Source organism: Pseudomonas agarici (assembly GCF_900109755.1).
Lineage (GTDB): Bacteria > Pseudomonadota > Gammaproteobacteria > Pseudomonadales > Pseudomonadaceae > Aquipseudomonas > Aquipseudomonas agarici.
In genome coordinates this window covers 114328-127672 of record NZ_FOAR01000005.1, presented here as the reverse complement: position 1 = coordinate 127672, position 13345 = coordinate 114328, and the positions used below count along the sequence as shown (strand labels likewise).

11 protein-coding genes are annotated in these 13345 nt (G+C 60.6%); 2 read left to right on the top strand and 9 right to left on the bottom strand.

Features of this window, described 5'->3' with window-relative positions:
- Positions 1-36 precede the first annotated feature (36 nt).
- The 7 genes from xylB to BMX68_RS06675 form a co-directional block, all read right to left on the bottom strand.
- Positions 37-1521: a xylulokinase gene (gene xylB, locus BMX68_RS06705; RefSeq protein ID WP_017133820.1), complete on the bottom strand. Its 1485-nt coding sequence runs from the start codon at positions 1519-1521 to the stop codon at positions 37-39.
- 104 nt (positions 1522-1625) lie between these two features.
- On the bottom strand, positions 1626-2567 hold the full coding sequence (locus tag BMX68_RS06700) for an ABC transporter substrate-binding protein (protein WP_017133819.1): 942 nt from the start codon (positions 2565-2567) through the stop codon (positions 1626-1628).
- Positions 2568-2643: 76 nt separating this feature from the next.
- A complete protein-coding gene (locus BMX68_RS06695; RefSeq protein WP_017133818.1) occupies positions 2644-3630 on the bottom strand; it encodes an ABC transporter permease subunit in 987 nt (328 codons plus the stop codon).
- Between the two features lie 55 nt (positions 3631-3685).
- Positions 3686-5230 (bottom strand): sugar ABC transporter ATP-binding protein, encoded by a 1545-nt coding sequence (locus tag BMX68_RS06690; RefSeq protein ID WP_039792885.1) that lies wholly within the window; start codon positions 5228-5230, stop codon positions 3686-3688.
- A gap of 320 nt (positions 5231-5550) precedes the next feature.
- Positions 5551-5976: a copper chaperone PCu(A)C gene (locus tag BMX68_RS06685; protein WP_081503069.1), complete on the bottom strand. Its 426-nt coding sequence runs from the start codon at positions 5974-5976 to the stop codon at positions 5551-5553.
- 68 nt (positions 5977-6044) lie between these two features.
- Positions 6045-6650 (bottom strand): SCO family protein, encoded by a 606-nt coding sequence (locus tag BMX68_RS06680; RefSeq protein WP_017133815.1) that lies wholly within the window; start codon positions 6648-6650, stop codon positions 6045-6047.
- Positions 6651-6754: 104 nt separating this feature from the next.
- Positions 6755-7171, bottom strand: coding sequence for a DUF2946 domain-containing protein (locus BMX68_RS06675; protein WP_074861989.1), 417 nt, complete (start codon positions 7169-7171; stop codon positions 6755-6757).
- Between the two features lie 210 nt (positions 7172-7381).
- Here BMX68_RS06675 and BMX68_RS06670 point away from each other — a divergent pair, with 210 nt between their 5' ends.
- Positions 7382-7684 carry a DUF2388 domain-containing protein gene (locus BMX68_RS06670; RefSeq protein WP_017133813.1) on the top strand — a complete coding sequence of 101 codons (303 nt, stop codon included), beginning with the start codon at positions 7382-7384 and terminating at the stop codon, positions 7682-7684.
- A gap of 863 nt (positions 7685-8547) precedes the next feature.
- A complete protein-coding gene (locus BMX68_RS06660) occupies positions 8548-11400 on the top strand; it encodes an ATP-binding protein (RefSeq protein WP_176987671.1) in 2853 nt (950 codons plus the stop codon).
- Positions 11401-11486: 86 nt separating this feature from the next.
- Here the strand turns inward: BMX68_RS06660 and BMX68_RS06655 are convergent, their stop codons facing one another.
- Together BMX68_RS06655 and sctT are read right to left on the bottom strand one after the other, a co-directional pair.
- The gene (locus BMX68_RS06655) at positions 11487-12533 is read right to left on the bottom strand and encodes an EscU/YscU/HrcU family type III secretion system export apparatus switch protein (RefSeq protein ID WP_017133810.1); all 1047 of its coding nucleotides are present in this window, start codon (positions 12531-12533) and stop codon (positions 11487-11489) included.
- Positions 12530-13345 carry a type III secretion system export apparatus subunit SctT gene (gene sctT, locus BMX68_RS06650; RefSeq protein WP_017133809.1) on the bottom strand — a complete coding sequence of 272 codons (816 nt, stop codon included), beginning with the start codon at positions 13343-13345 and terminating at the stop codon, positions 12530-12532. Before sctT ends, BMX68_RS06655 begins: the two co-directional genes overlap by 4 nt.

Here is a 13345-nt window from a genome sequence, read left to right as displayed (position 1 = left end):
AGGATTGCCAATGGCTGGCTTGCAACCTACGGATATTCATCCGTGCAAGGTTTTCGCCGCTGACAGCAATCCTTGAAATTTCCCGTAACGCTCCTGGAGCGCGGTTCGAAGCCCAGGGTCCGGAAGGTAGCGTGCCTTGACCGGCATGCCGGCCTGCAACAGATCGGTGCCCTGCCCCATGGCCAGGAAGCCTAGCTTGGCGGCACCGATGCCGGCGCTCAGTTCGCTGCCCTGCAGGGTGACTATTTCCCGTTCGAGGATATTGGCCAGCAGTTGCGCCCAGTACTCGCTGCGAGCCCCACCTCCCACCAGCGCGCAACGTTGCACAGTCGCACCGGCCGAGCATACAGCATTCATTGCATCCAGCAGGCCAAAGCCAACACCTTCCAGTACCGCGTAGCCGAGCATCGCCGGCCCGCTGTCGTGCCCCAGGCCCATGAAGCCGCCACGCAACAACGGGTCGTTATGCGGCGTGCGCTCGCCGGCCAGGTACGGCAGGAACAAGGGGGTGGAAAGCCCCACCGCCTGACTGACCGGCAACGTCAGCTGGATCTGCCGCAACAGCGTCGCCTCATCGGCAAAACCCAGCAGACGTGTCACCCAGCGCAGGCAACTGGCTCCGGCCAGCATTGCGCCCATGGTGTACCAGCGCTGCGGCAACGCATGGCAAAAACTGTGAACCGCGCAGGTTGGATTACCCGCCGCATGGTCGGTGATCGCGACAATAGCAGCGCTGGTGCCGAGGGTGACGAAGGCGTCGCCCGCCTCGACCGCACCAATGCCGACCGCCGACACCGGGTTGTCCCCGCCCCCTCCAGCGATCACCAGCCCGGCGGCCAGGCCAATCTGCCGCGCCGCTGACGGACTCAATTGTGCGCAGGCCGCCGGTCCCTCCACCAGTCGCGGCATCTGCCGTGGTTCAAGTCCGGTGGCGCGGACCATCGGTTCGTACCAGTCGCGTCGAGCCACCTCCAGCCATAAGGTGCCGGCGGCATCCGAGACATCGCTAATACGTTCGCCACTCAGACACAGGCGCAGGTAGTCCTTGGGCGACAGCACACAATCAATCGCCCGGAACACCTGTGGCTCATGCTGTTGCAGCCAGAGCAGTTTCGGTGCCGTCAGCCCGGCCATCGGCAGGCTACCGGTGACTTCGGCAAAATCCCCATGGTCTTGGCCCAGACGTTCGGCCTGGGCCATCGCCCGCGAGTCGTCCCAGAGGATCGCCGGGTATAGCACGCGGTTGTCGTCGCCCAGCAGCACCGCGCCATGCATCTGCCCTGTCAGGCCGATACAGCGGACTCGTCCGTAAGCGTCGGGTTGCACCTGGCGTAGCTGCGCCAGGGCCGCCAAACAGGCCTGCCACCAGTCTTGCGGGTCCTGCTCGGACCAGCCGCCCTGGCGGCGCGACACCGTCAGGTGCGCAGCGGCATGGCCCAGCACGGCGCCCTCTTCATCCAGCAGGATGGCCTTGAGCTCAGAGGTGCCAAGGTCGATGCCCAGGGAAACGGGATTGTTCATCTACAGGCACTTCCATCCGGCAGGCTGCTCATGGACAGCCACATAAGTTGCCAATCCGCAACGTCGGAGCCGGCTGTATGCGCTGTCTGTGCGCTTCGAGCGATTCAATGCCCGCTCGACCAGCCGGTATAGGCACCGACATTGTCCCGGGTGATCAGCTTCGGCGTCAGTTGAGTCACTTCCTCAACCGGTGGCTTATCGTTGAGCAGGTCATTGCCGATATTCACCGCGGTGCGCGCCATGGACCAGGGATCCTGGCTAGCCGAGGCTTGGATCGAGGTTTCGGTTTTCAGCGCGTTCTCGATATCCGGCGCGCCGTCCACCGAGGTAATGACGATGCCGCCACGCTTCAACTGCCTGGCGGCCAGATCGCTGCCAATGGCCTGCGGATCGTTGATGGCGAACAGGCCGTCGATTTTCGGGAAGCGCGTCAGGTAACCCTGCATAGCGTTCAGGCCGCCTTCGCGGGAGCCCTTGCCATCCTGGTCAGCGGACAGCAGCTTGATCCCCGGCGCGGCCTCCAGCGCGGATTTGCAACCACTGACCCGGTCGGTGACCGCCGTCACTTGCGGACCGTTCTGGATGATCACATTGCCCTGGCCGGCCAGCTTGTCGACGATGAACTGACAAGCCAGCTTGCCGGCTTCGACGTTGTCGGTCTGCACAGTGGCATTCGCACCTTTGGCGCTGACGTCCACGGCCACCACGACGATCCCTGCCTTGCGGGCTTTCTTGATGGCCGACTCGATGGCCGCTGGATCGACCGCGTTCAACAAGATCAGATCGACGCCGGCGGAGATGAAGTTGTCGATCTGGGTGAATTGCTTGCTCAGGTCATAGTCGGCGGACATTGAGGTGACCTTGGCATTCGGGTTTAATTCCTGCGCCCGGGCCTTGGCACCGTCGGCCAGGGTGACGAAATACGGGTTGCCGAGCGAGCCGAGGCTGATGCCCATAGATTTCAGCTCACGGGCCTCGACAGCCTGAGATAGCAACACGGCCAGGCTCAAGGACAGGACAGCGGGAAACAGGTGTTTGCAGTTCATGATTGCGCTCTTGTGATTATTGTTGAAGCGTCTGTACATCGGCATTCGGCTGTTGTCGTGGGTCGCGGCGCGGCGATCAGGTACGGGCTCCGGACTGGCGGTAACGGTCCAGCGCTACCGCGCCGATGATGACGATGCCCTTGATGATGTATTGCCAGATATCGGACACCCCCAGCAGCACCAGGCCGTTGGTCAGTACTGCGATGATCAGCGCGCCGATCAGCGTGCCGCCGATGCTGCCAACGCCACCGGTAAAGCTGGTGCCGCCGAGGATCACCGCGGCAATCGCATCGAGTTCGTAGGACTGCCCGAGTTGCAGGCCGTTGGCAGCGAACAGCCGCGAGGCGCTCATCACCGCGCCCAGTCCCGCCAGGGCGCCGGAGAGCGCATAGACGAACAGCAGCACCTTCCACACCTTGATCCCGGACAGCCGCGCCGCTTCAGGGTTACCGCCCACGGCATAGATCTGCACGCCGATCACGGTCCGGCGCAGGATGAACCAGGACAACCCAACCACACACACCGCAATCACCACCAGCCAGGGTACGCCGAGGATTGCATCGTTGCCGATAAAGGCAAACGGTAAGTCGGGGTTGAACACGGTTTTGTCGTCGGCCAACAACCGGGCCAAGCCACGGATGGCGGTCAAGGCACCGAGGGTGACAATAAACGGCGGCATGCGCATGAAGGCGATCAACCCGCCGTTGACCAGGCCCAGCAACAGGCCGCAGCCGACCCCGGCCAGGATGCCGAACATGCCAAACTGCGGCAACAACGAGGTCAGCAACGCCACCACTGCCGAAGCGGCGAGAATCGAACCCACCGACAGATCGATGCCGGCGGTAAGGATGACGAAGGTCATGCCAGCAGCCAGTACCACATTGACCGAGGCCTGTTGGGTGATGATCGACAGGTTCTGCACCGTCATGAAGTTTTCGCTGACCGAAGCGAAGCCCACCAACAGCAGGATCAGTATCGGTAACATGCCCACCGTGCGCATCAGCTCACGCAGGCGTTGGCGTTTGCCGATCGCCGACGCCGGATTGCCTAGGGTCAGCGCCATAGTGTTCGTCTCCATGGGTTGCGGTTGAAGGGTTGGCCGTTGTGGACGCTTGGCGTCAGCCATGGGCAGTCACCTGCTCGCCACCGGTGGCGAGTTCGATAATGACCTCCTGGGATATTTCCCGTCCGGACATGCCGCCCAGTTCAGCTACCAGTCGGCCTTCACGCATGATCATCACGCGGTCGCAGGTGCCGATAATTTCCGGTAGTTCGCTGGAGATCAACACAATGCCCACGCCGGACTTGGCCAATTGGTTAATGATCCGGTAGATCTCCGATTTTGCCCCGATATCCACGCCACGGGTGGGCTCGTCGAGGATCAGCACATGGGGCTTGACCTCAAGCAGACGCGCCAGCAGCACCTTCTGTTGGTTGCCGCCGGACAAGGCACCGACACTGACCTTGCCCGAGGCGACCCGGATCGACAGCGATTTGATCGCGGCAAGCGCGCGCCGTGCCGCACGGGGACGGTCGAGCACGCCACCGACATGGGCATCGCCGACACAGGCGCAGACATTGATGTTGTCGCTCACACTCATATCGAGGAACAGGCCTTGGGCCTTGCGGTCCTCGGTGAGGTAAATCAGCCCCGCACGGATCGCATCCGTCGGGTGACGCAACGGCACGACCGCCCGCCCGGCGACTTCCAGGCTGCCGCAAAGGCGCGGATCGGCAGCAAAAATCAGCCGGGCCAGCTCAGTGCGACCGGCGCCGACCAGTCCGGCAATACCCAGCACTTCGCCGGCATGCAGGTCAAAGCTGCACGGCTGCACGCGCTTGCCGTCCGCCATGTCGCGCACCCGCATGACCACCTCTCCAGGGGAGTAAGCCGCCTGCTCCTTTTTGTAGAAACCGGACAGATCACGGCCGACCATCATCTTCAACAGGCTTTGCGCCGACAGTCCGTCGCGTTCCAGCATACCCACGTACTCGCCGTCACGGAGCACCGAGACCCGGTCAGACAGTTCGTAGATTTCGGCCATGCGATGGCTGATATAGATGATCGCCAGACCCTGTTCGCGTAGTTGCTTGATCAGCGCGAACAGGCGGTCGGTCTCGCGGGACGACAACGGCGTGGTCGGCTCATCCATCACCAGAATCCTGGCGTCGGCATGCAGCGCCCGGGCGATTTCCACCAACTGGCGTTCGGCGATGGACAAGGTGCTGACCAGGGTAGCGGCCTTGAACTCGGCGCCCAGGCGCGCCAGCACCGGGTGGCAACCGGCTTGCATCGACTTGCGATCGGCGGTCCAACCACGACGCAGCTCGCGTCCGAGATAGATATTCTCGGCCACGCTCAGGTTCGGGCACAGGCTCAATTCCTGGTAGATCACGGCGATGCCATGGGCCTTGGCTGTACGCGGATCGAAGCTGGCAATGGTTTGGCCACCCACGCGGATTTCACCGCCGGCATCGGCCTGATAAGCACCGGAGAGGATCTTCATCAGCGTCGATTTGCCGGCACCGTTCTCCCCCATCAGCGCATGGACTTCCCCGGCATAGACCTTGAGGTCGACGCTTTTCAATACGCGCAGGCCATTGAAGGTCTTGGAGATACCGTGCATTTCGAGAAGAGGAGCAGAGGCTGATGCGGGAGTCATGAACAGGCTCTCGCGACTGCGGCCAGCGCCATCGGCCGAGCGGGACAGCAAAAAAGGCGGAGGACCTGACCCAGTAAGAAATCCATGTTTACACCCGGTTTTTTATTTTTATCCCTGAGCCATGCCGGGAAAATGCCTGGGCCGACTTGATTGAAGTAAAATGTAATCAGATAAAATTGTTTACGCAAGCGTTTGCGCGAAGGTTTTCATCGCCGATGAAACGTTTCACCTTGGTGTTTTTTGCCGACTTCGCTCTGGAAGTTAAACACCAATCGTGACGTTCCGCGTCACAGACGCGGAACAGTCGGACAGTAGATGGCCTACTGCATATCACCATGATCGTGCATGGGCATTTCGTTGAGTGCCCGTGCCGTGGCCTTGACCTCGACCGACTCCTTCACACCCTTGGCATTTTCCACCACCAGGGTCAGTGGCACGCTATCGCCTTCCTTCACCTGTCCGATCAGGTCAATCAGCATCACGTGATAACTCTCGGGGGCGATGCTGACGACGTTGCCGGCCGGCAGGACGACAAACGGCACAGGCTGCATGCTCATGATGTCGTTTTCCATCTTCGATTCATGGATCTGCACAGTCTTGGCCACCGGTGAACTGGCCTCAAGCAGCTTGCCGCCCTCAGTCGAGGTAATACGCATGAACGCACCGGTAGACGGCTGGCCCGGCACCGTGGCGCGGACCCACGCATCCTCCACTAATGTCTCGGCCGAAACTTGCAGGCTCAGCATGAAAAAAAATGGAAAAGCAATATATTTCAAAGAGTTCATTTAAATATCTCGAGTAATTTTAGAGCAGATCAGCAGACTGACATGACGGTGAGCAAATCCTCTGCGCATTGCTGGGCCGACAGCGACGGTGACAGCCCCAGGCGCAGCTGGCCACGGGAGTCGTAGACAAAGCTGGTGCCGGTATGGGACAGCGTGTAGGTGGAGCCAGCGGGGATCTTTTCATAGAACACCTTGAACTCCTTGGCCGTTTGTGCGGTTTCCTCCAGGGTGCCATACAGGGCGACGAAGCTTGGGTCGAAAGCCTTGACGTAGGCGTCGAGCACCTGCGGCGTGTCGCGCTCCGGGTCGAGAGTGATAAAGACCACCTGCAAACGGTCGCCATCGGGACCCATCAGCTTCTTGGCGCGAGCGGCTCGGGCCAGCGTTGTCGGGCACACGGCCGGACATTGGGTGAAGCCGAAGAAGATCATCGGCATCATTCCGCCGAAGCTGCCGAGCAGAGTGACATTACCCTGGGTGTCTTTGAGTTTGAACTTGCGCCCAAGGATCTCGTTGCTCAGGTCCTTGCCGTACTTGTACGACAGTTTGGAAGAGCTGTCGCAACCGGCCAGCAATCCAAGACTCAGGAGCCCGAGGCCGGCAACGACCTGGCGGCGAGTCAGTAATTCATTCATGTAGAGGGTCCTCTAGGTAGCCTTTGTGCAACGCAGGCTGTCGTGCCCCATGGCTCCAACAAGGAGCCTTCGAGGTCGGAGCCGACAACGATTGGCAACGATGATCAGGCGCGCGACGGCGGTGCCCGTGACCGGGAGCCGGGAAAGATGGGCGCGGCAATCCGTTGTGGGCCGGAGGTCGAGGTTGGCCGGCTAATCGGCCAGATGCCCAAGTAACCCAGGGCGGCATTAGAGTCGGCCAGCGCCGGATGCTGGAATAGCAGCGAGCAGTAGCCGCACTTTTCCCAGTGCCGGATGCGCTGGGAATCCGGATCGGTACCGTGTTCGGATGTCAGGTCGGCGCCGGCAATATAGCCGCCTGGTACAGCGCCGCAGATATCGTCCGGATCCACCGGCGTGCCATGGACCTCGCCGCTCGCCTGTCCGATCAACGGCCCGGCGAACACCAGCAGCATGGCGAACAGGCTCAGACAGGCTGCCGAGTGGCGCCTGAAGGTTCGAAGGGAAAGAAAGGAAATCATGGCAGGCAATTTACCACTGTCGCCCTGTTTGCGTCGGTTGGTGCGACAAAATGGCACAGCAAAGCGAGTAGCGACCGTGTCCGCCCTAACACGCTGACAGGCCCAGGTGATGCTCATGGCGGTCGGCGCCCGATAAGCGGGCAACGCCAGCGGCAATCAGCAACTACGCTCTACTACGGAACACCTCCCTCTTTTCAGGAGTCTAGAATCATGCGTAATGCGGTGCTGGTTCTTTGCGTTGCTCTCTTGCTCCCCGTCAGCTATGCCCAGGCCGACGTCGATGCAGGCGATGTGGCGACCTCAGCCGGGGTTTCCGCCTCGCTGTATTCCACCTTCAAGAAGGACAAGAAGCTGGTGGCGCCTTCCCACGATGATGCCTCCAGCTTTATCGCCAGCGGTGGCGCGATTCGTGGTGCCTACCTGGAAGCGGCTCTAAAGCAGATCCGCCAGGAACATCCGGGACTGGTCGCCAGTGATCAGGATTTGGCCGAAGCGATTCTGCTGCAACCTTGAATCGATGTTAGCGGGCACCGGGCTCATCTCGTGGCCCTCTTAGTGGTTGAGCCGCTCGATCACGTGTCGTTAACGGGTTGCGCTCACAGGTTTGAATGAGACCTGGCTCACAAACCGGAGATATTGTTTCTCACGGCTTCAGGCGGCTTGACCACACTTTTCGGCTGTCGAGGTACAGTGAGTAGTCGGCTTTCCGAACACCCCGCATTTATTTGATTCGGACTCCCGAACAAAAAAAAATTCAACAATTCATTGCCGTGTAATTATTACTTTAAATTTCATATTGTTACTTTTCAGATACAACTTTTCACGCAATGGCACACAACCTGCTTGCTTCCACCCCAAACAAAAAACGCCTTTGCAAGCCCTTGGCCGACGGCTTCAGTGGAACCGGAAAAGCCGATTGATTGTGAGGTACGAAGATGTTGATCATGGTTTTTGATGGTCCAACATCTCACGGCGATCCTGTTGTCTCTGCCTTGGCATTGCGCGAGCAACGTTCGAAAACTGGCCTCGACGAACTGGATCCGCCCATGGAGGGTAAGACGATGAGCACGCTGATTCCGGTAACACGCCACTTTTCCGTTTTCTTGTTGCAGCCTCCTGCCTCCTGCAGGCTTCAGGTTTCGCCAGCCAACCTACCGCGCGCTGCCCGCAGCAACGCCTCGCCGTCGTCGGGCCGTCCCCCGTCGAGCTGACCGATCCACCTCAACTGCCCATACGCTCGCGTAGCATGAATACATTCATCTAAATAAAGCCTGCTGCGCTGGCTCTGGGCCGTGCCCTGCGCCCTGTACACCATGCAACGTACCCATAAAAAAGCAAGCGCCTGATTGCCGAAAAACTCAATAAACGGTGCCCACATGAAGTTGAGCAACAGCCCTATCAATATGGACGTCCCCCTCCTCAGCCACATGCAGCAGCAAGGAGCGATCTGTTTCGGTCCCTTCATCTTGCTGGCACGACAGCATCTGCTGTTGAAAGACGGCGAGCCGGTCACTCTAGGCAGCCGGGCCTTGGCTTTGCTGATTGCCATGGTCGAACGGGCTGGAGAGTTGCTGGAGAAAACCGAACTGATTGCCTTTGCCTGGCCAAAGATGGTGGTCGAGGAATGCAACCTGCGGGCCCAGATCGTCGCCCTGCGGCGGGCGCTCAGTGATGACGGCCATTTCGCTTACATCGCCACTGTGCCGGGTCGTGGCTACCGGTTTATCGCACCTGTCACCCAGTACGACAGCGTAGGCGACAATACAGCGGTTGTGGAGGTGAAATCGCCGGTGAAATCCGAACTACCCGCACTGATGACGCCGATTATCGGCCGTGAAGAGGTGATTCGCGAGCTCTGCGAACAGGTGATCAGCCGCCGTTTCGTGACTTTGACCGGCCCTGGTGGCATCGGCAAAACCACCGTGGCTCTGGCGGTGGCTAATGCCCTGGCCGATGAATTTCCTCAGGGCAGTTGCTTTATCGATCTGGCGCCTGTCACCGCGCCGCATCTGATTCCCGGCATGCTGGCCTCGGCCCTGCGCCTCAACGCCATGGTCGACGACCCATTGCGCGGCGTGATCAGTGCGCTGAGCAGCAGCCGTCTGCTGCTGGTCTTCGATAACTGTGAGCCGGTGCTGGAGAGCGTTGCCGGGCTGATCGAACAACTGTTGCGCCAAGCACCTCAATGCTGCGTGTTGACCTCGAGTCGCGAGCCTTTGCGGGCTGCCGGAGAATCGGTGCAAGTTCTCGATTCCCTGCCCACGCCGATGGCGGACAGCGACTTGAACGCCGCGCAGGCCCTGGCTTATCCGGCAATTCAATTGTTTGTCGAGCGAGTCCAGGCCCATGATCCCAGCTTCACCCTCGGCGAGGCCGATGTCGCGGCGGTGTGCGCCATCTGCCGCAAACTGGACAGCAGCCCGCTGGCGATTGAAATCGCCGCCGCACGGGTGCGAACCTTCGGCATTCCCAACCTGGTGAATCTGCTTGACGGCAGTTTCCGCTTGCTGATGACCGGTCGCCGCACTGCCATGCCCCGCCACCGCAGCCTCGCGGCCGCGCTGGACTGGACCTATTCGATTCTCAGCCCAGCCGAACAAGGCATGTTGCGGCAACTGGCGGTGTTTACCGGTCCCTTCACCCTCGCCGCGGTCCGTGCGGTGATCCACCACCAGGAGCCGCAGGATCACAATGCCCTGTCGTTGCTGGAAAGCTTGATGGAAAAATCCCTACTCAGCGCCCGCGAAGACGAAGCCGTCAAACGTTACCGCTTGCTGGAAACCACCCGGGTCTATGCACTGGAGAAACTGGCCGAGCACGACGAGGCGGGGCTGGCGCATGAGCGCCATGCACTCTTTACCCGGCAATTACTCGCGGAAGCCGGACAGAAACTCAACAGCCTTTCACCCGCAGCCTGGATTGCCCTTTACGGCCCGGAAATCAACGCGGTGCGCAGTGCCCTCGACTGGACCTACGGCGCCGCGGAGCATCTGTTGGCGGTGGAAATCACCCTGGTGGCGGTGCCCTTGTGGCTGCGCCTGGGCCTGCTCAACGAATGCCGGAGCCAGGTCGAGCGCGGTCTGGAGGAAAACCGCGATCTCGATCATCCGGCGACTCGTCGGCGCATGCAACTGATGACCGCGCTGGCCACTGTGCTGATGCTCACCTACGGTGCCGGCGAGCCGGTGCGCGGGGCCTGGCGGCAAGTGCGCGAGGATGCTCAGATCCTTGGGGATACCGAACACAAACTCAAGGCGCTATGGGGACTGTGGTCCGATCGCTGCGCCGCCAATCAGTATCGCGAAGCACTGGAGCTGGCGGAGCGTTACATCCTGCTGGCCGAACAGGAACGGATCGACGACTCCCCCTTGCTGGGTAAGCGCATGCTCGCCACGACGCTGTTCTACATGGCCGACCTGGCCGGCGCACGGCAGAATATCGACGAGGCGATCAATACGCCCTGTGTCTCGCACTCGGACGTCATCGAGGCGCATTTCGACCAACGCATCGCTGCTTACTGCCTGAAGGCCAACATCTCGCTGCTCGAAGGTCGGGTCGATGAAACGATGTTCACCTTCGACAGCAATGTGGAAAAGGCTCTGAAGCTCAATCATCCGGCAACGCTCTGGTACACCCTCTGCATGAGCACCTTACCGATCGCGCTACTGACCGACAACCTGCCAAGCGCCGCCTGCTACCTGAGCCTGCTACAGGACAGCACGACCCAGCACGACCTGCATATCTGGCGACTGTTCGGCGACTGTTTCGAAAGTATTCTGTTGATCCGCCAGAATCAGCAAGAACGCGGTGTACGCCAGCTCGGTGAAGCACTTCGGCTGCTGCGCCTGCAAGCGGACGGCCCGTTGTTCAGTTTTTTCCAGGGTGAATACGCCCTCGGCCTATCGGCCATCGGTCTGGGCGATGTCGGGCTCGAAGTGCTGGAGCACACCTTGCAATTGACCCTGAGCCGCCACGAGCGTTGGTACCTGCCGGAACTGCTGCGGCTCAAGGCCCGGCTGCACTTGGCACAAGGCGCCGCCACCGCCAGCGAGCTGGCTCATTCGCTGCTGTACCAGGCACGAGCCGAAGCGACCTACCAAGGCGCGAGGTTCTGGATCGGACGAATCAACAACGACCTGGCGCGGCTTGAGGAGCTGCGTCGGCGCCGGCCAATGACTGAAGCGACAGGGTCAATCGTGCCCACGTTGCGCGTCACTCGTGTCCGGTAAAAACCGAAGGGAAGCGGCTCCTCGCATGACCTTGGCGATGAGAGCCACCAGAGTGATGTCGCGAGCCGCTTCGCTGACCCGTCGCATCAGATCAACCGCGCATTTACCAACAACAACGCGACCGCCTGGAAAGTGTTCTCTGGAATCGGCTCGCCGACCACCGAACGTTTGGCAATTGCCCCGGCCAGTTCCGCATCCACGGCTTGGGGAATGTTCAAGGCTGTCGCTTCTTCGAGCATCTGCGCCGCCTCTTGCGCCGCCGCTCGCGCCACCACCACCGGCACAGGCATCTCGCCACGGACATAACGGACGCCCACCAGCCAGCCATCGCCGGTGCCAATCATCAACGATGCCTGCCCCAATCCCAGCTTGCTGGCCATGGCCTGCATTTCCTGGCGCTGGCGCCGACGCTCGCCCTTAATCAGCGGATCGCCGTCGACGTCCTTGCGCTCGCGCTTACTTTCGCTCTTGGTCATCTTCATGTCGCGCCCGAACAGCCAGCGCTGCATCATCACGTCCACCGCGCCCATCACCAGGTAGGCGGCAACCACGGTGAACACCAGCGGCTTGAGCATCAGGTAGAACGTCGCCTCGATACAGCCGGCGCCGCAGCGCGAGGAATCCATCAGCGCTTGCAGGGCATGCCGCCCGACCACGTAGAACGCCAGTCCGAGCAGGCCGACCTTGATCAGTGCCTTGAGAAACTCCACCAGGTTACGCACCGCGAAGACCCGCTTGAAGCCCTCCGCTGGGTTGATACGTTTGAACTCGGGCTTGAGCGGCTCCACCGAGAAGATAAAACCGCGCATGGTCACGACGTTGGTCAGCACCACCGCCCCGACTGTTACCGCGACCAATGGCAGAGTCACCGACAGCCAGAGCTGTTGTGCGGTATCGAGCAAACGCGGCCAGACAGTATTGAACGGCTCAATGTAAACCTGGGTGGTCAGGTCGATCAACGCGCTGACCTGGCCCTGGACCCGAGCAATGGTGACCGAGATATACAGCGAGGCACACAGAATCACCATTGCCGAAACCAGGTCCTGGCTCTTGGCGACTTGGCCCTTCTTGCGCGCATCCTGGAGTTTCTTGTCCGAGGCCGGTTGCGACTTCTCCTCGCTGGTCTCGCTCATGGCGTCACTCCGCTCAAGGTTTTGAGCACTTCGAAGGCACCACGAAATTCGGCCAACTGATCGAGCATCAGCGGGATCAGGAAGCTGATATAGATGACCATCAGCACCGAGAACACCAGGTTCTTCACCGACAATGCCAGATCGAATATATGCAGGTTCGGCGCCATCCGTGAAAGAAATGCCAGCATCATATCGGCCACCAGCAGGGAAATCACCAGCGGCGAGATCATCATCACACCGATCCGCATCACCTGGTCGAGAATTGACAGCACCGCCATCAGCGCCTGACTGGCGAACAACGGTGTAAAGGCAGTCACCGACCATAGCTGGTAGCTGTGATAATAACCGTCGACCATCAAGATAAACCCGCCGGACATGAAGAACAGAGTGATCATCATCACTGTCAGCAAGGTGGCCATCACGCTGGCTTCGCCCACCGAAAGCGGGTCCACCAACTGGGCCATGGTCGAACCCCGCTGCAAGTCGATCAGCTCGCCAGCGACCTCGGCGGCCCAGAACGGAATGCCGAACAGCAGGCCGATGGTCAATCCGATCAGCAGTTCCTTGAGCATCAGCCCGACGAGGAACAGGCTGCCGTGCTCGCCCATGGAGGTCAGGGCTTCGAACACCGGCAGGAACATCGGGATCGAGATCGCCACGGCGACACAGCCGCGGATCATGCCGGTCAGGCCCAGGCGATTGAACGCCGGGGTGATCAGCACCAGACCGGTGGCTCGGCAGACCGCCAGGGCCGCCGAAGTGATGACGGGGTAAGCGACTTCGACAAAGGCACTGGCGAGGTTGGCTTCCAT

Excerpts from the sequence above, each read along its gene's own strand:
- sctT (WP_017133809.1), bottom strand. The coding sequence starts at position 13,345 with ATGGAAGCCAACCTCGCCAGTGCCTTTGTCGAAGTCGCTTACCCCGTC.
- BMX68_RS06695 (WP_017133818.1), bottom strand. The coding sequence starts at position 3,630 with ATGGCGCTGACCCTAGGCAATCCGGCGTCGGCGATCGGCAAACGCCAA.
- xylB (WP_017133820.1), bottom strand. The coding sequence starts at position 1,521 with ATGAACAATCCCGTTTCCCTGGGCATCGACCTTGGCACCTCTGAGCTC.
- BMX68_RS06670 (WP_017133813.1), top strand. The coding sequence starts at position 7,382 with ATGCGTAATGCGGTGCTGGTTCTTTGCGTTGCTCTCTTGCTCCCCGTC.
- BMX68_RS06660 (WP_176987671.1), top strand. The coding sequence starts at position 8,548 with ATGAAGTTGAGCAACAGCCCTATCAATATGGACGTCCCCCTCCTCAGC.
- BMX68_RS06690 (WP_039792885.1), bottom strand. The coding sequence starts at position 5,230 with ATGACTCCCGCATCAGCCTCTGCTCCTCTTCTCGAAATGCACGGTATC.
- BMX68_RS06675 (WP_074861989.1), bottom strand. The coding sequence starts at position 7,171 with ATGATTTCCTTTCTTTCCCTTCGAACCTTCAGGCGCCACTCGGCAGCC.
- BMX68_RS06680 (WP_017133815.1), bottom strand. The coding sequence starts at position 6,650 with ATGAATGAATTACTGACTCGCCGCCAGGTCGTTGCCGGCCTCGGGCTC.
- BMX68_RS06700 (WP_017133819.1), bottom strand. The coding sequence starts at position 2,567 with ATGAACTGCAAACACCTGTTTCCCGCTGTCCTGTCCTTGAGCCTGGCC.
- BMX68_RS06685 (WP_081503069.1), bottom strand. The coding sequence starts at position 5,976 with ATGCTGAGCCTGCAAGTTTCGGCCGAGACATTAGTGGAGGATGCGTGG.
- BMX68_RS06655 (WP_017133810.1), bottom strand. The coding sequence starts at position 12,533 with ATGAGCGAGACCAGCGAGGAGAAGTCGCAACCGGCCTCGGACAAGAAA.